Below are 25,628 nucleotides of genomic sequence, written 5' to 3' on the forward strand. Positions count from 1 at the left end.
AGTTTGAATTTTAAAGTCTTTATATCATTTTAAGTTCTTTTGCTAAATCAACATTTGTTGTAACAAGTAGGTTATCGCTCATACCATAAATATTATCTTCTTCAGATCCTTTAAATTCTGACGCGCTTAAAATTATAGTTATGTTATTTTCTATTTTTAAAGTAAAAGATTGTGGATATATAATATCAGAATCAACAAGCTTCTCCCAATTGATTTTAAAATCAATAATTTCACTTCCAATCACTTTGATCCATTTTTCATCGTTAGAAACGTCCCATTTTTGTTCATAATCATTGGTTGTTTCGTTAAAATCAATTTCTTGCGATAAAAGTCCATAACTAAAAAATGTACTATCCCAAAAAACATAAATGGTTTTATTATTTGTTTTAAAATATATTGAATAATCTAAAGTATCTATATCTGGGTATTTTGTTTTATAAAAAGGCTCAAGAGAAACTATTATATTTACATCTTCAAAATTATGATAGTTTATTTCTCCGTAAATGATTCCACTAATTGTCTCTCCAAGAAACATTTTTCGACAATCGTTCTCATAAGCGATATGCTTATCTGTTAAGGTCATAATAAATAGTAATTACTTCGAATTCGATTCTAACTCAAACAATTGCACCTGACTTTTCAATCGGTCAATTAATAAATTCATCATTCTTTTGTTTAAACTCGATGAATTTTGAATGTAAGTATCGTATTCTTCAATCGTAAAAAGTGCCATTACAATTCCTTTTAAAGAATTACGGAACTTAATATCTTTTTGAATGGAATTTTCAATGGTTTGTAATTTCTTTTCGACTGTATACGAATAAAAATCAGCTTTGTTTTTGTTTACGTAGTTGATAAAAACGGCTACAAACAAATCGTTTTGAAGTTTTAAAATAGGTCTAATCGTTTGATTTTGAAACAACTCATCTGCCGAAGATTGAGCACTTACAGTTCCTAAAGTTTCGCCTCTTAATTCTTTTAAAAAAGTGTCTCTATCTGCCATGTTTTTTCTTTAAATTTAGAAAAAAATAAAACACGAAACTCATTATAATTAAATTTTTACCATATAAGTCACATAAGTTTATTTAAGCTTAACTTTAACTTGTTATAGGATTTTTAACCAAAAAAAAGAATACTCAAAATGTTTCAAAAACTTTTAATTGTTTTCTTATTGTTCGCTTTTCTAATTTCCTGTAATTCTAAAGAACAAAAGGACAAATACAATCATCTTATTTATCGCGCTGTCAACAACAAGGATACGGCAATTTTAGACGTTAATATAAGTGATAAACGTTTTTACGGACGTTATGAAATATCATATTACAAAACAGGGAAAGATTCCGGCGATGTAAGGGGAGATATAAAAGGAAATACCTTAACCGGTGATTTTCATTATATTTCTAACGGAGGAAGCTGGAAAAGAGTTCCATTGGCTTTGCTTAAAAAAGAAAATAAATTACTACTTGGAAATGGTGTCATTGGCACTTTCATGAATCTTCCTTGCTTTATTCAGGGAACCCTGAGTTTTAATGATCCAAAATTTGTTTTTGAAGAAGTGAAAAAAGAGTAGTTTCAGGTGTCACGTTTCAGGTTTCAAGTTCTATAAATGACAAACCCGACAGGTTTTAAAAACCTGTCGGGTTTACTATATACGTATAGACCTTAGTTCAAAGTAAAGCAACCTGAAACTTGAAACCTGAAACTTTTATTTAATCTAAAGGTCCAATCTGCGATGGCAATTCAAAAATTTCCAAATCAAAATAAATGACCGAAGCCATAATGTGATCAAAAATATCGGCCATAATATATTCGTAATTTGCCCAGCGTTTGTCGCTCGAAAAAGCATAAATTTCTAACGGAACTCCATGCGCACTCGATTGTAATTGGCGACACATAATATGCATGTCTTTGTTTAAACCAGGATGCGTTACCAGATATTGCATGATGTATTTTCGGAACAAACCTAAATTAGTCATGTTTCTACCGTTTAGCGCAAGGCTTTTATCAACACCGTGCAAAGCATTGTATTTCTCAATTTCGGCCTGTCTGGTTTCTATATAAGATGAAATGAGCTGTACTTTTTTCATCTGATTCAAATCTTCATTATGAACAAAACGAATGCTGCTGCTTTTTATCAAAATATGCCTTTTAATACGTCTTCCGTCAGATTTTTGCATGCCTCGCCAGTTCTGAAACGAATCTGAACTCAAGGCATATGTTGGAATCGTGGTAATGGTATTATCAAAATTTCGGACTTTTACAGTCGTTAAATTAATTTCGATTACATCACCATCTGCTCCAAATTTATCCATCGTAATCCAGTCGCCAATACGAACCATGTCGTTTATAGCAACCTGAACACTGGAAACAAATCCTAAAATAGTATCTCTGAAAATCAAGATAATAATTGCCGAAAGTGTCCCTAAAATAGTCAGTAATTCGCCTTTTTTAATTCCGAATAAAGTCGAAATAATAAGCGCAACACCAAAAATCCAGAGCACAATCATGATAACCTGTACAAAACTGTCGATAGGTTTATCGCTGTATTCCGGTTTTTGTTTTAAATAATCCCGTAACGAATTAAAAATCGTTCTGATAATCCATAAAGTGATCAAAACGATGTAAACACCAACTATTTTTCCAAAAAGACCTTCCCAATAATCGTATTTATCTAAAATAATCGGAACAGCTTTATAAATAAAGAAAAACGGAATTAAATAAGCGGTATATTTTGTGGTTTTATTGTGAACCAAATAATCATCAAACTTGGTTTTGGTACGCTGGGCAAAAACCGCCGTAAGCGTAACCAAAACGAACTTGGCAAGATAATATATGGCATACGCCAAAGCCACCATAATGGCAATATTAAAAACAAGACTGGTGTAGGACGCAAAATTGCGGCTCATTCCCCAATCTCGAAAAAGCGGATATAAAAAGTTAAATATTTTATCCAAAGGTTTATGCATTATTTGCTAAATATTTTTTCTCGATATAGAAAGTTCCAAACGGAATAAGTGAAGCAATCAATATAATTCCGAAAGTTTTTAAATCCCAGTTTTGAGATTTTTTCAGTAAAAAAGCCAACACTATATATCCGATAAATAATACGCCGTGAGTCATTCCTAAAGGACGTAATAATGTATGATAAAGTTCAGGATTGTTTGTTTTAATGATAAGCATATTGGCGAATAAAACTAAATAGGAAATTCCTTCTAAAATTGCGGTAACCTTAAAAATCTTGAGCATATATTTGGTTTTTAAATTTAATCCGTCAAAATTAAGTATTATGGTTGATTATTAGAGCATGAATGCTAAAAGTAATTTAACTTTGTAACCTTAAACTTTGATAATGAGCAAGCGCGATTTAAAAAAATATTTAGCAGATTTAAATAAAGAACAACTTGAGGAACAAATCATCGAATTGTACGAGAAATTTAGTCCGGTAAAAGTCTATTATGATTTTGCTTTTAATCCAAAAGAAGACAAATTATTGCAGGAAAGCAAGGTCAAAATTTCGCACGAATATTTCCCTGTAAAAAAGCCAAATGCAAAATGGCGTCCTAAAGCAAAAATGAGGCGATCTGTTGCGCAAAAAATCATCAAACATTTCATTTCTTTGGGTGTTGATTCGTTTATTATTGCCGATTTGATGTTGTATAATATCGAAATAGCGCAAACTTTCTCATCTAATAACTTTATTAAGCAGGAATTGTTTTACAAAAGTATGTTTAATTCTTTTGAGCAAGCGTTAAATTTTGTTATTTCGAATGGAATTTTGAATGAATTTAAAACAAGAATAATTGCGATCCAACAGCAAACTATTCAACAAAAATGGAAAAACAAATACGATTTTGAGATAATTTTAGACAAAATCGACTTATAAAAACACTTCTCATAAAAAATCTTATTAAAAAAAATCATTTATTTTAAATTAAAATAGGATGGATAACTGTTTTTTAGATGTATTTTTGCAAAAATCCAAAAATAAACAATGTCTCAAAACACTTTAGAAATAGAAAGAGAAGAGAAAAAAGAACTTTATGCATACCAAAAAGGCGATATCGACGCCATTTTTGAACGTTTAGACAATGCTCCAGCTCAACATCATTTATTGTATCAACTGCCAACAGGTGGAGGAAAAACTGTAATTTTTTCTGAAATCGTTCGTCGTTATTTAGCGAATAATGATAAAAAAGTAGTTGTTTTAACGCACCGTATAGAACTTTGTAAGCAAACTTCAAAAATGTTGAAAGGCTTTGGTGTTTCTAATAAAATCATCAATAGTAAAGTAAAAGAACTGCCTGATCAAAACGATTATTCATGTTTTGTGGCGATGGTTGAAACTTTAAAAAACCGTATCAATGACGAGAAATTACATCTTGACAATATTGGTTTGGTTATTATTGACGAGGCGCATTACAACTCATTTAGAAAATTATTAAACTCATTCAAAAATGCTTTTATTCTTGGAGTAACAGCAACTCCTTTGAGTTCGAATATAAAATTACCAATGCACCAGAGTTATGATGAACTTATTGTGGGAGACACAATTAGCTCATTAATTGACAAAGGATTTTTGGCGCGCGCTACTACTTACAGCTATGATGTGGGATTAACATCATTAAAAGTAGGTATTAATGGAGATTATACCGTAAAATCGTCTGATGATTTGTATACCAATACGATCATGCAGGAAAAATTACTGCACGCTTATACAGAGCGTTCATTAGGTAAAAAAACCCTGATTTTCAACAATGGTATTCATACTTCATTATATGTATATGAAACTTTTAGAGAAGCAGGCTACGACATCAGACACCTTGATAATACAAGCAGTTCTGAAGAACGTAAAGATATTTTGGCCTGGTTTAAGAAAACTCCGGATGCAATTTTAACTTCGGTTGGAATTTTAACAACTGGTTTTGATGAGCCAACTGTAGAAACTATTATATTAAACAGAGCAACAAAATCGTTGACTTTATACTACCAGATGATTGGTCGTGGATCTCGTAAATTACCTGGTAAAGATGAATTTACGGTTATTGATCTGGGAAATAATGCAGCGCGTTTTGGTTTGTGGAGCGAACCGGTAAACTGGCAGCATATCTTTAAATCACCTGAATTTTATTTAGAGAATTTACGTGACGATACAGAAATCGAATTATATTTTAAATATACAATGCCTCCTGAATTAAGAGCTAAATTCAGTAAAACTGCTGAAGTTACTTTTGATGTTGATGAAGAACATAAACTTATTATCAAACAAAATTTACGTTCTAAAGTAGTATTAGACAAATCGTTAGAACAACATGCGGCGATGTGTGTTGATAATACCGAAACTTTACAAGAAGCAAAATCTTTAGGAAAAGAATTGGATGATGATATTGAATGCCGTATCAAACGTTATGCAAAATGCTTAAGCCAATGCAGTAAAAACTACCGCGAATGGCTGGTTGAAGATTACAAAAAGAATATGACTTTATTAATCGGTAAAAAATACCGTGAAAAAATCATGAACGAACCGGATTGATCTGGAAAAGGTTTAAAAAAAGTTTCAGGTTTCAAGTTTCAGGTTGTTAACTTTGAACATAATTTTTACCGCAAAGTTCGCAAAGTTTTTTCGCAAAGCACGCAAGGATTAACTTTGCGCTCCTAGCATAAATCTTTGCGAACTTTGCGGTTAAGTAAACTTGAAACAAAAAAATAAAAAATCATTTTAATATGAGTAATCTGTGGCAGAAAATCTAAAATCAGAACTCTAAAATCTAAAATAAAAAATGTCTAAACAATTCTCATCATTAGGAGTTTCAGCACCAATTTTAAAAGCTCTAAACGAGTTGAACATTGTTGAACCAACAGAAATTCAACAAAAAACAATTCCGCTTCTTTTAAATGAAATTCACGATGTTGTAGGTTTAGCCAAAACCGGAACGGGGAAAACAGCCGCATTCGGATTGCCTTTGTTGCAATTAATCAATACAGAATTACCAATTGTCCAGGCTGTTATTTTGGTGCCAACCAGAGAACTTGGACAACAGATTTTTAGAAATTTAGAAGATTTCGGAAAACATATTCCGAATATCTCTATAGCTTCAACTTGTGGTGGAATCCCCATTAAGCCACAAATTGAACGCCTTACAAAACCAACACATATTGTTGTTGCAACACCGGGACGTTTAATCGATTTGATTCAGCGTAAAGCAATTGATTTAAAACAAACAGAATATTTAGTTTTGGATGAAGCCGATGAAATGGTTTCAATCTTAAAAGAAAGTTTAGATGAAATTGTTGCTGAACTTCCTAAAAAACACCGCACTTTATTGTTTTCAGCAACTTTACCGGGAACAATCAAACAATTGGTTCAGAATTACTTAAATAAAAATGTAGTTCAGGTTAGTGCCAATATGGAGACTGTTGGTAACCAAGGAATTGATCACGAATATATTGTGGTTGACCCAATTGAAAAATTAGATGTTTTAATGCATTTTTTAAACTCAAAAGATGGTGAGCGCGGAATCATTTTCTGTAAAACCAAAGCTGCAGTAAATAAATTAGCTAAAAATCTGGCTATAAATCGTTTTTCATCCGGAGCGCTTCACGGTAGTTTATCTCAGGGAATTCGTGATAGAATTATGGAACAATTTCGTGAAGGACATATTAATATCCTGGTTGCTACCGATTTGGCTGCGAGAGGAATAGATGTAAAAGAAATCTCTTATGTGGTAAATTACCACTTGCCTGATACTTATGAAAACTACGTTCACAGAAGTGGAAGAACCGCAAGGGCAGGAGCAAAGGGACTTTCTTTAACCGTTTTACAAGAGGAAGAAACAGTTGAAATTCCGGAATTTGAAAAAGAATTAGGAATTAAATTTACTAAATTCCAAAAACCTTCAGCAGTAAGTTTAGAAGAAAATAACATGCTTTTGTGGGCAAAACAAATCTTCAAAACAAAACCAAATCACGATCTTTCAGCAGATTTAAAAACGAATGTAAAAACAGTTTTTCACCATCTTACTAAGGATGAATTAATTGAAAAACTAATGGCAAATTACGTTTTACAGAACAAAGTTGAAGTCGCAGAAAAACCTGTTAAAAAATTCAAAAAGTAATATTTCGATAACTTGATTTAGCCATTTTATGTTGTATTTTTATGAGCAAATGACAATTTGAACTTTAAATACGACTGGAAATGGCAGTAAATATTATTATAAAAAAAATTTCGATTAGCGAAATTGATGATTTACAAAAGATTGGCCGACAAACTTTTGAGGAAACATTTTCTGAACATAATTCTAAAGAAAACTTAGAAGCCTATTTGGATGAAGGGTTTTCATATGAAAAACTAACTGCCGAACTTACCAATGAAGATTCTGAATTTTACTTCGCTATACTTGAAAATGAAGTAATTGGCTATTTAAAAGTCAACTTTGGAGATTCTCAAACAGAATTGAAAGATAACAAAGCTCTTGAAATTGAGAGAATCTATGTTTCAAAAGAATTTCACGGAAAAAAAGTCGGACAAATACTTTACGACAAAGCCATTGAAATTGCAAAAGAAAAAAGCGCTGAATACGTGTGGCTTGGCGTTTGGGAGGAAAACGGGAGAGCCTTAAATTTTTACCAAAAAAATGGTTTTGTAGAATTTGACAAACACATTTTTAAACTAGGTGATGATGAGCAAACCGACCTTATGATGAAACTTAAATTGACCAATTAATTCCATATTTTTTTAACAGAAAACTCAAAATTGGTTTTTGTATTTGGAATTATAATGTTAAATTTATATAACTGCTATAAGCAGAAACAGTTTTACTCATAAATCCTACTTAAATAAAAATACATATGAATATAGTCATAATAGGAGGCGGTTTTGCAGGGATAAATCTTGCAAAAGAACTTGTTAATCAGCCTGAAATACAAGTAACGCTTGTAGATAAAAATAACTATAATTTTTTTCCACCATTAATATATCAGGTTGCTACTGCTTTTTTAGAACCATCAAGTATTAGTTATCCTTTCAGAAAGTTTTTTGCCGGTAAAAAAAATCTACAATTTCGTTTGGGAGAACTGCTTTCTGTAGTTCCTGCCGAAAATAAAATAATTTTAAATAATGGCGAATTAACATACGATTATCTGGTTTTTGCCACAGGCGCTGAAACAAGTTATTTTGGTATGGAAAACGTAATGAAAAATGCCATTCCGATGAAAACCTTAAATGATGCCATCGAAATGCGAAATGCATTGCTTAAAAATCTTGAAAAAGCTGCTATTACCAAAGATATTCGCAAGCGTCGTAAATTATTAACAATTGTGGTTGCCGGAGGAGGACCTACAGGAGTAGAGGTTTCGGGAATGTTTGCCGAAATGCGAAAAAACATCCTGCTTAAGGAATACCCTGAATTAGAGACTTCTGCCAGTAATGTTTATTTAGTTGATGGAGGAGATGCTTTGTTGGCGCCAATGAGTAAAGATTCTCAAAAAGATACTCTTGAAGCACTTACAAAACTAGGCGTTGTAGTAAAACTAAACACCCGAGTTGTTGATTATGTGGATGACACGGTTCATTTTGAAAATGGAGACACCATCAAAACCAAAAATTTAATTTGGGCAGCGGGAGTTTCTGCTAAAATTTTTGACGGAATTCCGAAAGAAAGTTATGGACGTGGTCGTCGTATGGCCACAGATCAATACAATAAAGTAAACGGACTCGAAAATATTTATGCTATTGGTGATACCGCAATTTTGGCCGGAGATAAAAATTTCCCTGACGGACATCCGCAAGTGGCGCAGGTTGCGATTCAGCAAGGTTTAAATTTAGCCAAGAATTTTAAAGCAACAGTTAAAAATAAACCGCTTAAACCGTTTGTTTACAATGATAAAGGTTCTATGGCAATTATTGGAAAAAACAAAGCCGTGGTAGATTTACCAAGTCCGAAATGGCATTTCAATGGATTTTTTGCCTGGGTTATTTGGTTGTTTATCCATTTAATTTCTTTGATAACTTACAGAAACAGAATTAATACATTTTGGAATTGGATGGTAGCTTATTTTGCAAGAGATCAATCTCTTAGAATGATTATCAGACCAGAGAAAAGACAATAAATTTGAATTAAATTCCAAATTTTTGAAATTCCAAATCCCAATAAAAAGGTCAGAATCTAAGATTCTGGCCTTTTTATTTAGTTTCATTTTGTCATTTTTATCACACCTACAATTGGAATTTGGAATTTTAAAATTGGAATTTTAAAAAATTTAATGTCCAACAACAATATCATCTTCAGTAGAAACTTGTACTTTTTCTTTTATAAAACGTTTTCCTATATTTAAAACGATAAAGGCTATAATTGTAGTTGCAGTCATGATAATAACCATTGGTGCAACAGAATTTTTTACAAAAACACCAACTGCAAAAGAAGCTAAAGCTCCCAATCCTAATTGAATAGCACCCATTAAGGCTGAAGCGCTTCCGGCATTTTTGGCAAATGGCGCCATTGTAAGTCCGGCAGTATTTGGGTTTGAAATTCCCAGACAACCCAAGAATAAAAATAACATTATACTAGTTTCATAAAGCCCTAAAAGATTATTTAATGCCAGTATCAGGAAAACAATACTTATTACAGATTGAGCAATTAAAGCTCCAAAAATCATTTGTTCGCTCGAAAATCTCTTTAATAAAACAGAATTCAATTGACTTGAACCAATAAAACTTACTGACATAAAAGCAAAAATCCATCCGTATGTTTTAGCGTCCACATGATAAATATCCATAAAAATTATAGGAGAGGCCGCTACATAAGTAAATAAGCCCGAAAAAGCGATGGAACCTGTAAATGCGTAAGTATAAAATTGCGGTTCTTTAAGCACTTTTAAAAAGTTATTTATAATTGGTTTAGGTTTTAATGAAATCGAAGTATCTGGTTTAAAACTATTTGGTAAACCAACTTGTGCAGCTATTAAAATAGCAATTCCCATACACATTAGGATAAAAAATACAGTATGCCAGCCATAATCTTCGGTAACATAACCTCCAATTGTTGGCGCTAACATCGGCGAAAGCCCGAGAACTAACATTAATAATGAAAAAACCTTTGGAATGTCTTTTACAGGAAACAAATCGCGCACCATAGCAACTGAAGCCACAGTTGCAGCACAACTACCAATTGCCTGAATAAAACGTAAAAATATAAAAGCATCAATATCTGTTACATAAACGCATCCTAAAGAAGCTATAATATAAACGAGTAAACCAATAAATAAAGGCTTTTTACGCCCAAAACGATCCAATAATGGACCGTAAAGCAATTGTCCGGCAGAAATTCCAATAAAATAACTGGATAAACTCATTGAAACTTTAGCTACAGTTGTATGTAAGTCTTTTGCAATACCTGAAAATCCAGGTAAATACATATCGATCGAAAAAGGACCAAGTGCAGTTAGAGAACCTAAAATCAGAATGAGCTTAATATATTTTTTTGTTGTCATTTTCTTAAAATGTTGCTTTTAATTTCGTGCAAAGATAAATATTTACTACCTTGTTATAGATATTAATTACTTTTTATGAAAAAAGTGGTTATTATGTAAGGTTTCAAAATTGTTTTGAAACAATAACTATTAAAAACTAAAATTATGAAAAAAATCTCCTTATTATTTGCTTTAATTTTTACAACAATGTCATTTGCACAATCTATTACAACAAAAATTGAAGATGCAAATCCAGCGCAGTATGCATTACTTGAACAAGTAAATAAATATTATCCTGATATCACTTTAAATAAATCAGTTACCAATTTTTATGCTGATGGAAAAATTATTGATACACAACAAGAATTCAATTTAACAACATCTAAATTTTCAAGCTACAGATTAGGAATTGAGCCAGATAATAAAAAATTATTATTTGAATACATTTCTGATGAAACCGGAAAAGTTTATGGTGATGTTCAAATTTTTAAAGGAAATGCTTTAAGAACAACTTTTTCTGAAAAAACGAATCAAATTGAAGTTTCTTTAAACGGAAAATCAGTTTATTTGAAAAAGCTTAAATAAAATTTTTCTTCACAACAATCTAAAGCATCCACAATTGTGGATGCTTTTTTTATATATTTGAAAATGATTATTTAAAAGTTTTTATTCTTATGAAAAAAATTATCCTTTTTATATTATTTATTTCTTTTTCAGCATTTTCACAATCAAATCAATTCACCGGAACCTGGAGCACTGAAAATTGCAAAGACTGCAGCAAAAAATATATTTTTAAAATTAATCTGGCGCAATCTAATAACAAGATTTATGGAACTGCCGAAGTGATTAGTGATGATGCAAATTTGAGTAGCGGCGTTATGGAAGTTACCGGATATGTTTATGTGCTTGGTGAAAAAGCTCAAATTAGTATGAAAACTAAAAATGGTTCATCGGCCAGTGCAGTTCTTTTTGTGAGTGAAGAACGTATTCAATTCGCAAAAAGAGGCGGATCTGACTTAGTTCCAAGAGAATTGATTTTAAGCAAATTATACGATTAAAGGCTATTATTGCCTTAATCCATTTTGACCTATAATTTATATTATGTAAAATAGACTTTTTCAAGAACCACTCTATATCAAATTATTATAGAAACTTCTTTGCATAAAAAAACTCTGCTTCTTGTAAATTCACAATAATGTAAGTTTTTAAAATTAGATTTAAAACAAATCAGAAATTACAAAAACCATTTCAAGGTTTTAAAACTTCAAAAATTACAATTTAAATTTTGGCGCATTATTTTCTTTTCAATACTGCCCAAAAAATCTCATTAAATTTTATCGATTAAAAACAAAAAATACCGTTTAAAACCCTTTAAATCAATAAAAATTAACATATTTTTAATATTTAATATATTCTAATCCAGATGCTTTCATTGTAAGGTTTTATTTTATTATTTTTACATTCGATACTTTAAAAAAATTATCAAACATATGAATACAATTGCTGAGCATATTGCAGATTTTTTAAAAGAATACCCGCCATTTAACAACTTAACTTTTCAGGAATTAGCTGATATTGCAAGTAATATTCGCGTTATCAATTTAGAGAAACACGCAGTATTGTTTGAAAATAACGATCCTTTGCATGATAGTTTTTATGTTGTCGCTTCGGGCGTTATAAATCTGACTACAATTGCAGATGCCGAGGAAACTATTATTAATAAATGCCATGAGGGAAATATTTTTGGATTACGTCCGTTTTTTGCCAAAAATAACTACATGATGACTGCAAAAGCACGTGAAGAAAGTATTATTTATGCTATTCCAATCGCTGTTTTCAGACCTTTTGTGGCCAATAATTCTGATGTTCTAAATTTCTTACTTGAAAATTTTGCTGTAAATTCCAGACATACAAAAGAAAGTTCGGGTTCTAACGGAAAAATGACTTCTGAAACTTCATTTTATGTTGATCAGCAATCAGAAATGCAATATTTGCAGACACTTACCTATAATAATTCGCCATTAAAAACAGAAGCAAACCGCATTGTAAAAGATGTGGCTATTTTAATGACAGAATCTATGGTAGATAATATTGTAGTTACTGAAAAAAATAACCCAATTGGTATTGTTACTGATGCCGATTTATCTTCGAAAATTGCTACAGGCCGCTATCCTATTACTGAAACTATCGACAAAATCATGTCGTCGCCGGTTGTTACAGTTTTAGAAAACGTGTCTCTTGCTGAGGCACAATTACTTATGCTAAAACATAATGTAACCCATTTATGCGTTACCAAAGACGGAACGAGTAAATCTGCCGTTAAGGGAATTATTTCTGAACATGATTTAATTGTAGCTCAAGCCAGTAATCCAGGGGTTTTGATTAAAGAAATCAAACGTTCGCAGCTTCCAAAAGATTTAAAACAAATTCGTGATCGTTTGTCTGATTTGATTCAGAATTCGATTCAAAAAAATATTCCGCTTTCACATGTCAGCAATATTGCCAGCGAAATTAATTTAGCAATAATTAAACGTGCGGTAGAATTGTCTATTTTAGATTTAGGCTCACCTCCTGCTCGATTTGCGTGGTTAAGTATTGGTAGTCAAGGACGTAAAGAGCAACTTTTACTAACAGATCAGGATAGTATTCTAGTTTTTGAGGATGTAACGCCTGAGAAATACAGAGATGTAAAAGATTATTTTTTAAGACTGGCGAAAAGAACAACTGCGATACTTGAAAAAGTGGGTTATGAACTTTGCCCTAACGGACATATGGGAAGCAACATGTTATGGTGTAAATCATTGACTGACTGGACAAAACAATACAACAGTTGGATGAATACTCCAGGTGAAAACAGTAATGACTTGAGTAGTATTTTCTTTGATTATGAGATCGTTTTTGGTGAACCAAAAATTGAAGAAGCCATTGAAGGTGTAATTTTCAAAAATGCAGTTAACAATACTTTATTCTTTGATTTCTTAGGAAATGATGCTTTAAAAAGAAATTCTCCTTTGAGTTTCTTCAAAAAATTCATTGTTGAAGAAGAAGGTCCGCAAAAAGGAAAATTTGATATTAAAACCCGTGCTTTAATGCCTTTAATTGATGGCGCGCGTTTACTTATTTTAAATTCTAACATAAAAGGAATTCAAAATACTTATTTAAGATTCAAGCAATTAGCAATCACAGATTCTAAAAATGCAGAAATATATTTAAGCTGTGCCGAAGCTTTTCTAACTTTATCAAAATTTAGAACTGTTGAAGGATTAAAAAATGATGATTCTGGGCAATATATCAATATAAAAGAAATGTCAAAAACGGATAGAGAGAAATTAAAAAATGCTCTAACACCAATGAAAGATCTTGAAGAATTAATCAAGAGCAAATTTCAACTTACGCAATTTTCATAAAGTATGTTAGACTGGATTAAAAATATTAATAAAGAATATCCTGATTTCTGGAAGGATTATTTAACCAAATTCGAAACAAAGCCTAACCGTTTTGTAGTTTTATCTACTGAAACCTCAGGCTTAAATCCGAATAAGGATGTAATTCTGTCTTTGGGAGCTTTTGCGGTTGTTGACGACGGTGTTGTCATCAAGGACAGTTTTGAATCTGTTTTGCTGCAATATAAATTCCTGCATGATAATGGTCTTTCTAATGAATTTATTATTGACAGTAAAATGATAAAAATGGAAGAGCCTGCTGCTCTCGAAGCTTTTATTAATTTTATAGGCAATGCTGTTTTAGTTGGCCATCATATTAATTTTGATATCGAAATGCTTAACAGCGCTCTTGAACGTTTGGATTGTGGAAGATTAAAAAATGAAGCACTAGATGTTGATATGATGTATCGTAAATTAACGGACATTAATGACAAACAATTTTCTTTAGACGATTTAGGCGAAATTTTTAAAATTCCGAAAAGCGACAGAAATTCTTCTTCTGAAGATGCTTATCGAATTGCACTTTTGTTTTTGAAGCTGAAATCTCGATTGGGAATTAAGTAGTTTTTTTTTGAACCATATAAGTTTATATAAGAAAATATAAGTTTTGAAAATACAAACTTAGCTGTTATAAGATTGTCAGCCTGAGCGGAGTCGAAGCCTGTCATGCAGAATCACTTTGCGGGACTTCGACTCCGCTCAGTCTGACAAAAAAGGTATAGTTTACTTTTTTTTTACTTTAATCTTTATCAAAGTTTTGAACATCGACTTTACTCAGTCTAACAAAAAATATACACATAAAAAATGCCTCTTAAATTTAAGAGGCATTTTTTATTTTATAGTAAGATCAGAATTAAGAAATTCTTTCTTTTGAAATTTCTTCTACAATTTCAGGATTCAATAATGTTGAAGTATCTCCGAAATTAGAGAAATCTCCTTCTGCAATTTTACGTAAAATTCTACGCATAATTTTTCCTGAACGTGTTTTTGGTAAACCAGAAACAAACTGAATTTTATCTAGCTTCGCAATTGGTCCAATATGGTCTGAAATATATTGGTTGATTTCTCTAGACAGATTCTCTTTATTTCTAACTTCTCCGGTTTCTTTCAAAATTACATAACCATACAACGCATTTCCTTTTATATCGTGAGGGAAACCAACAATTGCAGATTCGGCAACTGCAGGATGCTCGTTGATTGCATCTTCGATAGGAGCTGTTCCTAAATTATGACCTGAAACAATTACTACATCATCAACTCTACCTGTAATTCTGTAATATCCAACTTCGTCTCTTAATGCTCCGTCTCCTGTAAAATATTTTCCAGGGAAAGAAGAGAAATAAGTGTCTTTGTATCGCTGGTGATCTCCCCAGATTGTTCTGGCGATTCCCGGCCACGGAAATTTAATACATAAACTACCAACAACTTGATTTCCTTCAATTTCGTTACGTTTTTCATCCATCAAAACTGGCTGAATTCCCGGTAATGGCAAAGTTGCGTATGTTGGTTTTGTTGGTGTTACAAAAGCAATCGGAGAAATCATGATTCCACCGGTTTCAGTTTGCCACCAGGTATCAACAACCGGACATCTTTTATCTCCAACGTGGTCATTAAACCAGTGCCAGGCTTCTTCGTTGATAGGCTCTCCAACAGATCCAATAACTTTAAGTGATTTTAGAGGATATTTTTGAATATAATCTAAACTTTCTTTTGCTAATGAACGTATTGCAGTTGGTGCAGTATAGAATTGTGTGATTTTATGTTTTTCGATAATATCCCAAAAACGGCTGAAATCAGGATAAGATGGTACTCCTTCAAAAATTACGGTTGTTCCTCCGTTTAATAAAGGTCCGTACAAAATGTATGAGTGACCTGTGATCCATCCAATATCTGCAGTACACCAGAAAATATCATTTTCTTCGTGGCTAAATACGTTTTTAAAGGTATAAGCTGTATAAACCATATAACCAGCTGTAGTATGAACCATACCTTTTGGTTTTCCTGTAGATCCTGAAGTATACAAAATAAATAAAGGATCTTCGGCATCCATAATTTCTGCAACACTATTATCAATAGCTGCATCCAATAATGGCTGTAACCAAACATCACGACCGTCTTTCATTTTAACTTCGGTCTGGGTTCTTTTTACAACCAAAACTTTTTCAACCGTAGGACAAGTATCTAATGCTTCATCTACAATTCCTTTAAGATCAATTGTTTTGTTTCCTCTGTATCCACCGTCAGAAGTAATTACCATTTTACATTCGCAATCATTAATTCTTGCAGTAACAGCAGATGCTGAAAAACCTGCAAAAATAACAGAATGAATTGCGCCAATTCTGGCACAAGCCAATACGGCAACTGCCAATTCAGGAATCATTGGTAAATAAATACAAACACGATCTCCTTTACGAACACCTTGCTCGCGCAAAACATTCGCCATTCTTGATACTCTTTCGTATAATTCGTTATACGTTATATGTAAAGCAGTTTCTGAGGGATCATTTGGTTCAAATATAATTGCCGTTTTTTCACCTCTTTTGCTTAAATGTCTGTCAATACAGTTTTTGGTAATGTTAACTTTAGCTTCAGTAAACCACTTTACTTCGGCTTCGGCCATATTAAAATCTACTACTTTATCCCATTGTTGGTACCAGGTAAAATTTTCTTCAGCTATTTTTCCCCAAAACTTCCTCGGCTCCCTTATTGACTTATTGTAATGTTTAAAATATTGTTCTAAATTTTCAATTTTATAATAACTCATATGTTTTTGGAATTTTTTTATAAATGTATTAAATATCGACGTATTCTTAAAATTATTTAATTCATAAATTTTATCAATTAAAAACACATATTAAAAAAAATAGAGCTTTTTTATGTGTTTAATATAAAAATATGTGTTTTGAACTAAAAATGCATTTTACAAAAAAGGCACGATAAATAAATATCATGCCTTTTGATTTTAACAATTTCAATAACAATTAATTTTGTAATTCTGTATTACAATACTCTGCTTCATTTTGAAAATAGCAGCAGCTTTATTAATTAAAACAGAAATTTCAACAAGCATATTTAGTTTTAAACATGCCCCTTCATTTAGGGATTAGCCTCACTTAACTTTCTCACCGAAGTTAAGTGAATGCAATATGCATCTATATCTAATTTTCTTTAATAAGTGCTTACTAATTCAAAATATTACATAAAATAATGATACAGTGCAAATCCCATCACATTCGACTGTGTGGTAATTCCCAATTTATTATCCAATTTTTTTCATTGCTGTCATAGACTCTCTCAACCATGCTCCTACTTCTTCGATAGGGTGTTGGCGGATTTCTTTGTTTACAGCAATTAAAATAGCATTATCTACTCCGTTTGAAGTTGAAAATGGTTTTCCAATTATGTTTGTTTCAACATTTTTCATGTATTCAGCCAATAACGGTTTACAAGCGTGATCGAACAAATAACATCCGTACTCAGCTGTATCCGAAATAACGCGGTTCATTTCAAACAATTTCTTTCTTGCAATTGTATTAGCAATCAAAGGTAATTCGTGTAATGATTCATAATAAGCTGATTCTTCGATAATTCCAGCTTCTGTCATTGTTTCAAAAGCCAATTCAACTCCGGCTTTTACCATTGCAATCATTAAAACTCCATTGTCAAAATACTCTTGTTCAGATATTTGAGCATCAGTTGGAGGTGTTTTTTCGAAGTTAGTTTCTCCGGTTGCAGCTCTCCATGTCAATAAATTTTTATCGTCATTAGCCCAGTCAATCATCATTGTTCTAGAGAATTCTCCAGAAATGATATCGTCCTGGTGTTTTTGAAATAACGGACGCATAATGTCTTTTAATTCCTCAGCAATTTCGTAAGCTTCAATTTTTGCAGGATTAGACAAACGATCCATCATATTTGTAATACCACCATGTTTTAAAGCTTCTGTGATAGTTTCCCATCCGTATTGAATTAATTTTGAAGCATATCCAGGTTCGATTCCTTTTTCTACCATTTTATCAAAACATAAAATAGATCCAGTTTGCAACAATCCGCAAAGGATAGTTTGCTCACCCATTAAATCTGATTTTACTTCTGCTACGAAAGATGATTTTAAAACTCCGGCTTTATGTCCCCCAGTTGCAACAGCATATGCTTTTGCCTGATCTAAACCAGCACCATTTGGATCATTTTCAGGGTGAACTGCAATTAAAGTTGGTACACCAAATCCTCTTTTGTATTCTTCACGAACTTCAGAACCAGGACATTTAGGAGCACACATAATTACAGTAATATCTTTACGAATCTGCATTCCTTCTTCAACAATATTAAATCCGTGAGAATAAGCTAAAGTCGAACCTTGTTTCATTAATGGCATAATTGCAGTAACAACTGCAGTATGTTGTTTATCAGGAGTTAAGTTACAAACTAAATCAGCAGTTGGAATTAATTCTTCATAAGTCCCCACTTTAAATCCGTTTTCTGTAGCGTTTTTGTAAGATGCTCTTTTTTCAGCAATTGCATCTGCACGTAATGCATATGAAATATCCAAACCAGAGTCTCTCATGTTCAATCCCTGGTTCAAACCTTGTGCACCACAACCTACAATAACAACTTTTTTTCCGGCTAATGCAGCAATTCCGTCTGCAAATTCTGATTGCTCCATAAATTCGCAAACGCCTAATTGTTCTAATTGTAATCTAAGTGGTAGTGTGTTGAAATAATTTGCCATTTTCTTTTAAATATTTAATAAGTGTAATTTATAATTGATACTATTTTAGGGCTTCTAATAATGTTGAAATTTCCATTTTTTCTTTCGAAACAGATATTCTTCCCGAACGCACAAATTGCATGATTCCGTAAGGTTTGAATTTTTCGTATAATTCTTCAATTTCAGAACGTCTTCCGGATTTTGAAATCACGAAGAAATCTCGCGAAACCGTTACAATTGTAGACTGACTGTCTTTAATTATATTCTGAATCTGTTTCTCATCAAACAACAAACTTGAAGCGATTTTAAATAAAGCATTTTCTAAATAAATAGTCTCTTCATCTGTATGATAAAATGCTTTTATAACCTCAATTTGTTTTTCAATTTGCCCAACAATATTCTGAACCCATTTTTCTGTTGTATTTACTACAATGATAAATCTTGAAACATTCTCTATTTCTGATTCTGAAACGTTTAGACTTAATATATTAATGTGACGCTTTAAGAATATTCCTGATATTCTATTCAACAAACCCACGTTATTTTCTGAATATACCGATATGGTAAATGTTTTATCTTCCATGTTGTTTTTTAGTTTTTTTTGTTTCAGGTTTCAGGTTTCAAGTTCTACAACCTGAAACAAAAAAAACCTGAAACCTGAAACTTTTTCCTAGCTTAATCTAATTTCTGAAACACAAGCTCCTGTTGGAATCATTGGGAAAACGTTGTTTTCTTTTTCTACCATGACTTCAAGGAAATAAGAATCTTTTGACGCCAGCATTTCTGCAACGGCTGCGTCAAGATCTTCTCTTTGGGTTACTTTTTTAGATTTGATATAATATCCTTCAGCAATAGCAACAAAATTTGGATTAATCATATTTGTTGATGCATATCGGTTATCAAAAAACAATTCCTGCCATTGACGTACCATTCCTAAAAACTCGTTGTTTAGAACCACAATTTTTACCGGAACTTTAGTCTGGAAAATCGTTCCTAGTTCCTGAATCGTCATCTGGAATCCTCCATCGCCAATAATCGCTACAACTTCACGATCTGGTCTTCCCATTTTGGCTCCAATTGCAGCCGGAAGTGCAAATCCCATTGTTCCTAATCCACCTGAAGTAATATTACTTTTAGTAGTATTGAATTTAGCATAACGACAGGCAAACATCTGGTGCTGACCAACATCTGAAACAATAATTGCGTCACCTTTTGAGTGTTTGTTAATCATTTCCATGGCTTCTCCCATAGAAATTCCTTTGTTATTCGTTGGATTTAACTCTTCGTTAATAACCGTTTCAACTTCTATTTTATGTAATTCCTTAAATTCATTATGCCATAAATCATGAGATTTCGCATCAATTAAAGGTAATAAAGCATTTAAAGCTTCTTTTACATCTCCTAAAACAGCAACTTCTGTTTTTACATTTTTATCAACTTCTGCAGGATCAATTTCAAAGTGAATTACCTTGGCCTGTTTTGCATATGTTTTTAAATTTCCAGTTACACGATCGTCAAAACGCATTCCCAAAGCGATTAAAACATCACATTCGTTAGTCAATAAATTTGGGCCGTAATTTCCGTGCATTCCCAACATCCCTACGTTTAAAGGATGATCTGTTGGCAAAGCCGAAAGTCCTAAAATTGTCCATCCTGCCGGAATTCCTGATTTCTCAATAAAAGCTTTTAATTGTTCTTCGGCCTGACCCAAAATAATTCCCTGACCAAAAACAATAAAAGGTTTTTTTGCACTATTGATTATGGCTGCAGCTTCGGCAACTTTATCTAATTTCAATTTCGGAACCGGAATATAGCTTCTGATTGAAGTACATTTTTCGTAACTAAATTCAAACTCATCAAATTGAGCATTTTTAGTAATATCAATCAAAACTGGTCCTGGGCGTCCAGAACGTGCTATGTAAAATGCTTTTGCAATGATTTCCGGAATTTCTGAAGCCTCCGTAATTTGGTAATTCCATTTGGTTACCGGAGTTGAAATTCCGATAATATCCGTTTCCTGAAAAGCATCAGAACCCAATAAATGTTTCCCTACCTGACCTGTAATACAAACCATTGGTGTAGAATCGATTTGCGCATCTGCAATTCCGGTTACTAAATTTGTAGCTCCCGGACCAGAAGTCGCAATTGCTACTCCTACTTTTCCTGTAGCTCTTGCAAATCCCTGAGCTGCGTGTGTTGCGCCTTGTTCGTGACGAACCAATACGTGGTGTAATTGGTCCTGAAATTTATATAATTCGTCGTAAACCGGCATGATTGCTCCTCCCGGATATCCATAAACCAAGTCTACTCCTTCTGCTAATAAACATCTTATAACGGCTTCTGCCCCTGATATTTTCATAGTATATTTTGTTTTATCAATGTCAAAAATCAATTTCAAAATTCAATGGCAATGGCAAAATTCAATTTTAATTATAAATTTTAAATTGATTTTTGATTTATTGCTATTTGATTTTTGATATTGTAATTGTCATTGATTTGATATTGTTATTTAATTAATTATCGGTAACGCAACCTGTTGAAGCGCTTGAAACCGATCTGGCATATTTAAGTAAAACTCCTTTTGTAACTTTTAACGGCGGTTGTACCCAAGCCGCTTTTCTCGCTGCAAATTCTTCGTCAGATATTTTCAGGTCGATAGTATTTTTTACTGCATCGATCGCAATCAAATCACCATCTTTTACAAGTGCAATACCACCACCATCAAAAGCTTCTGGTGTAACGTGTCCTACGACAAAGCCATGTGAACCTCCAGAGAACCTGCCGTCTGTAATAAGAGCGCAGCTGCTTCCTAATCCGGCACCAATAATTGCCGATGTTGGTTTTAGCATCTCAGGCATCCCCGGACCACCTTTTGGTCCACAATACCTGATGACGACTACATTACCCGGTTTTATTTTTCCGGCTTGTAAACCTGGAATTACTTCAAATTCTCCTTCAAAAACTACAGCCGGACCTTCAAAATATTCTCCTTCTTTTCCGCTGATTTTTGCTACAGCACCTTCAGAAGCAAGATTTCCGTATAAAATCTGAATATTTCCTGTTGGTTTTAATGCTTTTTGAATTTCGTGAATTACTTCTTGTCCATCTTGTAAATCCGGAGTTGAAGCTAAATTTTCAGCAACTGTTTTTCCGGTTACTGTTAAACAATCTCCATGAATCAATCCTACTTTCAATAAATATTTCATTACAGAAGGAATTCCTCCAACCTCATGAATATCTTCCATCATATATTTACCACTTGGTTTCATATCAGCCAGAACTGGTGTTCTGTCGTTAATTGCCTGAAAATCATCCAAAGTAATTTTGATATCAACCGCATGCGCCATTGCAATTAAGTGCATAACTGCATTTGTAGAACCTCCTAAAACTGCTACAATTGTAATAGCATTTTCAAAAGCCTTACGAGTCATGATATCTCTTGGCTTAATATCTTTTTCTAATAAAATTTTGATTGCTTCTCCTGCAGCTAGACACTCGTCTCTTTTTTCCTGACTCAAAGCCGGGTTTGAAGAACTGTAAGGCAAACTCATTCCTAATGCTTCAATTGCAGAAGACATAGTATTTGCTGTATACATTCCGCCGCAAGCACCAGCACCAGGGCATGCATTTTGAATAACTCCTTTAAAATCTTCGGGAGTAATTTCGTTTTTCACTCTTTTTCCTAATGCCTCAAAAGCAGATACAATATTCAAAGATTCACCTTTCCATTTTCCAGAGTGAATTGATCCTCCGTAAACCATCATTGCCGGGCGATTTAATCTTCCCATTGCGATTAAGGCTCCTGGCATATTTTTATCACAACCCGGAATTGCAATTACACCATCGTACCATTGCGCTCCCACAACAGTTTCAATAGAATCTGCAATAACATCACGAGAAACCAATGAATAACGCATTCCTTCGGTACCGTTTGAAATTCCGTCACTTACACCAATGGTATTAAAAATAAGTCCGACCAGATCTGCATCCCAGACACCTTTTTTGACATCTTTTGCCAAATCATTCAGGTGCATGTTACAAGTATTTCCATCGTAGCCCATGCTAACAATACCAACTTGTGCTTTTTTCAAATCTTCTTCAGTTAAACCAATCCCGTACAACATGGCTTGCGCTGCAGGTTGTGTTTGATCTTGAGTGATGGTTTTGCTGTACTTATTTAATTCCATTATTGTATTATTTTTTTAATTTTTATTCAAAAAAAAACCTTCCAGTATTTGGAAGGTTTCTAATATAGTTTTTCAATTATATTTATACCATTCCCGATGCAGATGTGCTAAACACATTGACAACAATGACAGAAGTAATAATAATTGAGATTTGCATCATTTATTTTTTAGTGTTACAAAAGTATGAAAACTTTAAGAACTAAAAAAATAAAATCTCAACATTTACAGTACTTCTTGTTATTTATTTCAATTTTTTAATAAAAAAATTAAACAATCGTCGATTGTCCGATATGAACGTTGTCATTTCTAAAATATAACAGATCATCCTTGCTGAAAATAAAATTAGAAACAAACTCCCCTACTTCATTTGTGCCGAATTTTGAATCTGGTTTTAAATCAACAGTAACTACTTTATATTCAATTGCTTTTTCAATAGCTTTATAAATCACATTAGCTTCTTTAAATAATCCGAAATGCTCTAACAACATCGCTGCTGATAAAATAGAAGCAATTGGATTGGCAATATTTTTTCCTTTTGCCTGAGGATAAGAACCATGAATTGGCTCAAACAAAGCATTTTTTTCTCCTAAAGATGCCGAAGCCAATAAGCCAATAGAACCTGTAATAACGCTGGCTTCATCTGATAAAATATCTCCAAATAAATTCTCTGTCAAAATCACATCAAATTGTCTCGGATTTAAAATAATCTGCATGGCTGCGTTATCCACAAATAAAAAGTCTAAAGCAACATCAGGATAATTCGCGCTCACTTTTTGAACCACTTTTCTCCATAATCTTGAGGTTTCCAAAACATTCGCTTTGTCTACCATTGTCAGCTTTTTGCGTCGGTTTTGTGCCGATTTAAAAGCTAAATGTGCAATTCTTGTGATTTCTTCTTCTGAATATTCACATAAATCTGAAGCGTGTGTTCCTTCTTCATTTAATGTTTTTGCTCCAAAATAAGCTCCACCTGTTAATTCTCTGAAAATAGTAAAATCAGCTCCTTCGATAATTTCTCTTTTTAAAGGAGAAGCATCAAGTAATGATTTATAAGGTTTTATAGGACGAATGTTGGCAAACAACCCCAATTCTTTACGAAGCTTTAATAATCCCTGCTCCGGACGAACTTTTGCATTTGGATTATTGTCATATTTAGGATCGCCAATAGCGCCAAATAAAACAGCATCAGTATTTAAACAAAGATTTAGCGTTTGCTCCGGCAACGGATTTCCTGTTTTATCAATTGCGATTGCTCCCATGAGCGCTTCTTCAAAAACAAATTCATGATTGTACACCTCGCCAATAGCGTATAATGCTTTTTTGGCTTGTAAAATTACTTCCGGTCCAATTCCGTCTCCAGGTAAAACAGCTATTTTCAAATTCATAACGCCTCGTTCTTTATGTATTTAAATTTTTTATTTTTTTGTCTTTGTTCTTTCGTCTTTCTTCTATTCTCTTTCTTCTATTCTCTTTCTTCTATTCTCTTTCTTCTATTCTCTTTCTTCTATATTCTATATTCTTCCCAACTAGCTTCTAACTAATTCATCCTGAATCTTAGCAGCTTCGATAATCTGATGAATATCAGCATCTAAAACTTCTTTTTTGATATCGGCAAATTTCAAAAACTCGATGTATACAATGTCTAATTGTACTTTTGTAAGCTCGTAACCTACTTTTTTAGCGCGGTAAGCCAAAGCAGCTCTTCCACTTCTTGCTGTAAGGATAATTGACGATTCATTTACACCCACATCAAGCGGGTCCATGATTTCGTAAGTTGCTCTGTTTTTAATAACACCATCCTGATGAATTCCTGAACTATGTGCAAAAGCATTTGCACCAACAATTGCTTTGTTTGGCTGAACGATCATTCCCATACTTTCAGAAACCAAACGACTCATTTCGTTCAATTCTCTTGTATTGATGTTTGTATCTAAATTAAGGTAAGGATGCTGTTTGAAAATCATTACCACTTCTTCAAGTGCAGTGTTTCCGGCTCTTTCACCAATACCATTAATAGTACATTCTATTTGTCTAGCTCCATTTATCGCACCTGCAATAGAGTTTGCAGTTGCCATTCCTAAATCATTATGACAGTGACAGGAAAGGATTACGTTTTCGATTCCTTTTACGTTTTCTTTTAAATATTTAATCTTTGCACCGTATTCTTCAGGTAAGCAATATCCTGTGGTATCAGGAATATTTAATACGGTTGCACCCGATTTAATTACTTCTTCACAAACCTTTGCAAGGAAAGCATTATCTGTCCTTCCGGCATCTTCTGCATAAAACTCAACATCTTCTACATAAGATTTTGCGTGTGCTACAGCATATTTTGCTCTTGCAATAATATCTTCTGGTGTGGTATTTAATTTGTGGAGTATATGAGATTGCGATGTTCCGATTCCGGTGTGGATTCTAGGTCTTTTAGCATGCTTTAAAGCTGCTGCAGCAACATCAATGTCGTTTTTTACGGCTCTTGTTAGTCCGCAGACGGTTGCATTTTCTACAATTTTACAAATCTCAGAGACCGATAAAAAATCGCCCGGACTTGACACAGGAAAACCCGCTTCGATAACGTCAACTCCCATTTTGTCAAGTCGTTCTGCGATAACTAATTTTTGTTTAGTATCTAACTTACATCCTGGAACTTGTTCACCATCGCGCAAAGTGGTGTCAAAAATTTGAACTTTCTCTCTATTCATATTCATTTATTTAATGTAATTTCACATCTTGATAACAAATATATATTGTACTTCTACAGTACGAAATTCATTTTAATGAAATTATACTGTTTATAACACAATTTATAACGCATTAAATAACTAA

General features: G+C 32.9%; 22 protein-coding genes. 10 read left to right on the forward strand and 12 right to left on the reverse strand.

What is annotated here, in order from left to right:
• Positions 1-19: 19 nt before the first annotated feature.
• Together RT99_RS22585 and RT99_RS22590 are read right to left on the reverse strand one after the other, a co-directional pair.
• Positions 20-583, reverse strand: a complete 564-nt coding sequence (locus RT99_RS22585) for a hypothetical protein (protein ID WP_042566987.1) — start codon at positions 581-583, stop codon at positions 20-22.
• 12 nt (positions 584-595) lie between these two features.
• On the reverse strand, positions 596-1,003 hold the full coding sequence (locus tag RT99_RS22590; RefSeq protein WP_042566988.1) for a hypothetical protein: 408 nt from the start codon (positions 1,001-1,003) through the stop codon (positions 596-598).
• Positions 1,004-1,141: 138 nt separating this feature from the next.
• Here RT99_RS22590 and RT99_RS22595 point away from each other — a divergent pair, with 138 nt between their 5' ends.
• Positions 1,142-1,570, forward strand: a complete 429-nt coding sequence (locus tag RT99_RS22595) for a hypothetical protein (RefSeq protein ID WP_042566989.1) — start codon at positions 1,142-1,144, stop codon at positions 1,568-1,570.
• 139 nt (positions 1,571-1,709) lie between these two features.
• Here the strand turns inward: RT99_RS22595 and RT99_RS22600 are convergent, their stop codons facing one another.
• A complete protein-coding gene (locus tag RT99_RS22600; RefSeq protein ID WP_042566990.1) occupies positions 1,710-2,966 on the reverse strand; it encodes a mechanosensitive ion channel family protein in 1,257 nt (418 codons plus the stop codon).
• Entirely contained in the window at positions 2,959-3,246 is a 288-nt protein-coding gene (locus RT99_RS22605; RefSeq protein ID WP_042566991.1) for a DUF3817 domain-containing protein, read from the reverse strand. Before RT99_RS22605 ends, RT99_RS22600 begins: the two co-directional genes overlap by 8 nt.
• Before the next feature lie 103 nt (positions 3,247-3,349).
• Here RT99_RS22605 and RT99_RS22610 point away from each other — a divergent pair, with 103 nt between their 5' ends.
• From RT99_RS22610 to RT99_RS22630, 5 genes are all read left to right on the forward strand, one after another.
• Positions 3,350-3,883 (forward strand): DUF6155 family protein, encoded by a 534-nt coding sequence (locus RT99_RS22610; RefSeq protein ID WP_042566992.1) that lies wholly within the window; start codon positions 3,350-3,352, stop codon positions 3,881-3,883.
• Between the two features lie 108 nt (positions 3,884-3,991).
• Positions 3,992-5,530: a DEAD/DEAH box helicase gene (locus tag RT99_RS22615; protein WP_042566993.1), complete on the forward strand. Its 1,539-nt coding sequence runs from the start codon at positions 3,992-3,994 to the stop codon at positions 5,528-5,530.
• Between the two features lie 247 nt (positions 5,531-5,777).
• Positions 5,778-7,112: a DEAD/DEAH box helicase gene (locus tag RT99_RS22620; RefSeq protein ID WP_042566994.1), complete on the forward strand. Its 1,335-nt coding sequence runs from the start codon at positions 5,778-5,780 to the stop codon at positions 7,110-7,112.
• A gap of 80 nt (positions 7,113-7,192) precedes the next feature.
• On the forward strand, positions 7,193-7,720 hold the full coding sequence (locus RT99_RS22625; protein WP_042566995.1) for a GNAT family N-acetyltransferase: 528 nt from the start codon (positions 7,193-7,195) through the stop codon (positions 7,718-7,720).
• A 125-nt stretch (positions 7,721-7,845) separates the two neighbouring features.
• On the forward strand, positions 7,846-9,105 hold the full coding sequence (locus tag RT99_RS22630; protein WP_042566996.1) for an NAD(P)/FAD-dependent oxidoreductase: 1,260 nt from the start codon (positions 7,846-7,848) through the stop codon (positions 9,103-9,105).
• Positions 9,106-9,255: 150 nt separating this feature from the next.
• Here RT99_RS22630 and RT99_RS22635 read toward each other — a convergent pair whose 3' ends face one another.
• Positions 9,256-10,485 carry a multidrug effflux MFS transporter gene (locus RT99_RS22635; RefSeq protein WP_042566997.1) on the reverse strand — a complete coding sequence of 410 codons (1,230 nt, stop codon included), beginning with the start codon at positions 10,483-10,485 and terminating at the stop codon, positions 9,256-9,258.
• Between the two features lie 144 nt (positions 10,486-10,629).
• On the opposite strand from RT99_RS22635, the gene RT99_RS22640 reads away from it, so the two are divergent.
• From RT99_RS22640 to RT99_RS22655, 4 genes are all read left to right on the forward strand, one after another.
• The gene (locus RT99_RS22640) at positions 10,630-11,049 is read left to right on the forward strand and encodes a hypothetical protein (protein WP_042566998.1); all 420 of its coding nucleotides are present in this window, start codon (positions 10,630-10,632) and stop codon (positions 11,047-11,049) included.
• A gap of 89 nt (positions 11,050-11,138) precedes the next feature.
• On the forward strand, positions 11,139-11,522 hold the full coding sequence (locus RT99_RS22645) for a hypothetical protein (protein WP_042566999.1): 384 nt from the start codon (positions 11,139-11,141) through the stop codon (positions 11,520-11,522).
• 432 nt (positions 11,523-11,954) lie between these two features.
• Positions 11,955-13,871, forward strand: a complete 1,917-nt coding sequence (locus tag RT99_RS22650; protein WP_042567000.1) for a DUF294 nucleotidyltransferase-like domain-containing protein — start codon at positions 11,955-11,957, stop codon at positions 13,869-13,871.
• Between the two features lie 3 nt (positions 13,872-13,874).
• A complete protein-coding gene (locus RT99_RS22655) occupies positions 13,875-14,471 on the forward strand; it encodes a PolC-type DNA polymerase III (RefSeq protein ID WP_042567001.1) in 597 nt (198 codons plus the stop codon).
• A 289-nt stretch (positions 14,472-14,760) separates the two neighbouring features.
• Here the strand turns inward: RT99_RS22655 and acs are convergent, their stop codons facing one another.
• The 7 genes from acs to RT99_RS22690 form a co-directional block, all read right to left on the reverse strand.
• Positions 14,761-16,671 (reverse strand): acetate--CoA ligase, encoded by a 1,911-nt coding sequence (gene acs, locus RT99_RS22660; protein WP_042567002.1) that lies wholly within the window; start codon positions 16,669-16,671, stop codon positions 14,761-14,763.
• A gap of 495 nt (positions 16,672-17,166) precedes the next feature.
• On the reverse strand, positions 17,167-18,636 hold the full coding sequence (gene ilvC / locus RT99_RS22665) for a ketol-acid reductoisomerase (protein WP_042567003.1): 1,470 nt from the start codon (positions 18,634-18,636) through the stop codon (positions 17,167-17,169).
• Positions 18,637-18,676: 40 nt separating this feature from the next.
• Positions 18,677-19,198, reverse strand: coding sequence for an acetolactate synthase small subunit (gene ilvN, locus RT99_RS22670; protein ID WP_042567004.1), 522 nt, complete (start codon positions 19,196-19,198; stop codon positions 18,677-18,679).
• Between the two features lie 87 nt (positions 19,199-19,285).
• Positions 19,286-20,974, reverse strand: coding sequence for a biosynthetic-type acetolactate synthase large subunit (gene ilvB, locus RT99_RS22675; protein WP_042567222.1), 1,689 nt, complete (start codon positions 20,972-20,974; stop codon positions 19,286-19,288).
• Between the two features lie 154 nt (positions 20,975-21,128).
• On the reverse strand, positions 21,129-22,802 hold the full coding sequence (gene ilvD, locus RT99_RS22680; RefSeq protein WP_042567005.1) for a dihydroxy-acid dehydratase: 1,674 nt from the start codon (positions 22,800-22,802) through the stop codon (positions 21,129-21,131).
• A 266-nt stretch (positions 22,803-23,068) separates the two neighbouring features.
• On the reverse strand, positions 23,069-24,187 hold the full coding sequence (leuB, locus tag RT99_RS22685; protein WP_042567006.1) for a 3-isopropylmalate dehydrogenase: 1,119 nt from the start codon (positions 24,185-24,187) through the stop codon (positions 23,069-23,071).
• 141 nt (positions 24,188-24,328) lie between these two features.
• Positions 24,329-25,504: a 2-isopropylmalate synthase gene (locus tag RT99_RS22690; RefSeq protein WP_073394292.1), complete on the reverse strand. Its 1,176-nt coding sequence runs from the start codon at positions 25,502-25,504 to the stop codon at positions 24,329-24,331.
• Positions 25,505-25,628 lie beyond the last annotated feature (124 nt).

This window comes from Flavobacterium sp. MEB061 (genome assembly GCF_000834715.1).
GTDB lineage: Bacteria > Bacteroidota > Bacteroidia > Flavobacteriales > Flavobacteriaceae > Flavobacterium > Flavobacterium pectinovorum.

Excerpts from the sequence above, each read along its gene's own strand:
- RT99_RS22640 (WP_042566998.1), top strand. The coding sequence starts at position 10,630 with ATGAAAAAAATCTCCTTATTATTTGCTTTAATTTTTACAACAATGTCA.
- RT99_RS22625 (WP_042566995.1), top strand. The coding sequence starts at position 7,193 with ATGGCAGTAAATATTATTATAAAAAAAATTTCGATTAGCGAAATTGAT.
- RT99_RS22655 (WP_042567001.1), top strand. The coding sequence starts at position 13,875 with ATGTTAGACTGGATTAAAAATATTAATAAAGAATATCCTGATTTCTGG.
- RT99_RS22590 (WP_042566988.1), bottom strand. The coding sequence starts at position 1,003 with ATGGCAGATAGAGACACTTTTTTAAAAGAATTAAGAGGCGAAACTTTA.
- leuB (WP_042567006.1), bottom strand. The coding sequence starts at position 24,187 with ATGAATTTGAAAATAGCTGTTTTACCTGGAGACGGAATTGGACCGGAA.
- RT99_RS22600 (WP_042566990.1), bottom strand. The coding sequence starts at position 2,966 with ATGCATAAACCTTTGGATAAAATATTTAACTTTTTATATCCGCTTTTT.
- RT99_RS22650 (WP_042567000.1), top strand. The coding sequence starts at position 11,955 with ATGAATACAATTGCTGAGCATATTGCAGATTTTTTAAAAGAATACCCG.
- ilvN (WP_042567004.1), bottom strand. The coding sequence starts at position 19,198 with ATGGAAGATAAAACATTTACCATATCGGTATATTCAGAAAATAACGTG.
- ilvC (WP_042567003.1), bottom strand. The coding sequence starts at position 18,636 with ATGGCAAATTATTTCAACACACTACCACTTAGATTACAATTAGAACAA.
- RT99_RS22610 (WP_042566992.1), top strand. The coding sequence starts at position 3,350 with ATGAGCAAGCGCGATTTAAAAAAATATTTAGCAGATTTAAATAAAGAA.
- RT99_RS22690 (WP_073394292.1), bottom strand. The coding sequence starts at position 25,504 with ATGAATAGAGAGAAAGTTCAAATTTTTGACACCACTTTGCGCGATGGT.
- RT99_RS22585 (WP_042566987.1), bottom strand. The coding sequence starts at position 583 with ATGACCTTAACAGATAAGCATATCGCTTATGAGAACGATTGTCGAAAA.
- ilvB (WP_042567222.1), bottom strand. The coding sequence starts at position 20,974 with ATGAAAATATCAGGGGCAGAAGCCGTTATAAGATGTTTATTAGCAGAA.
- RT99_RS22635 (WP_042566997.1), bottom strand. The coding sequence starts at position 10,485 with ATGACAACAAAAAAATATATTAAGCTCATTCTGATTTTAGGTTCTCTA.
- RT99_RS22605 (WP_042566991.1), bottom strand. The coding sequence starts at position 3,246 with ATGCTCAAGATTTTTAAGGTTACCGCAATTTTAGAAGGAATTTCCTAT.
- RT99_RS22595 (WP_042566989.1), top strand. The coding sequence starts at position 1,142 with ATGTTTCAAAAACTTTTAATTGTTTTCTTATTGTTCGCTTTTCTAATT.
- RT99_RS22620 (WP_042566994.1), top strand. The coding sequence starts at position 5,778 with ATGTCTAAACAATTCTCATCATTAGGAGTTTCAGCACCAATTTTAAAA.
- RT99_RS22615 (WP_042566993.1), top strand. The coding sequence starts at position 3,992 with ATGTCTCAAAACACTTTAGAAATAGAAAGAGAAGAGAAAAAAGAACTT.
- RT99_RS22630 (WP_042566996.1), top strand. The coding sequence starts at position 7,846 with ATGAATATAGTCATAATAGGAGGCGGTTTTGCAGGGATAAATCTTGCA.
- RT99_RS22645 (WP_042566999.1), top strand. The coding sequence starts at position 11,139 with ATGAAAAAAATTATCCTTTTTATATTATTTATTTCTTTTTCAGCATTT.
- acs (WP_042567002.1), bottom strand. The coding sequence starts at position 16,671 with ATGAGTTATTATAAAATTGAAAATTTAGAACAATATTTTAAACATTAC.
- ilvD (WP_042567005.1), bottom strand. The coding sequence starts at position 22,802 with ATGGAATTAAATAAGTACAGCAAAACCATCACTCAAGATCAAACACAA.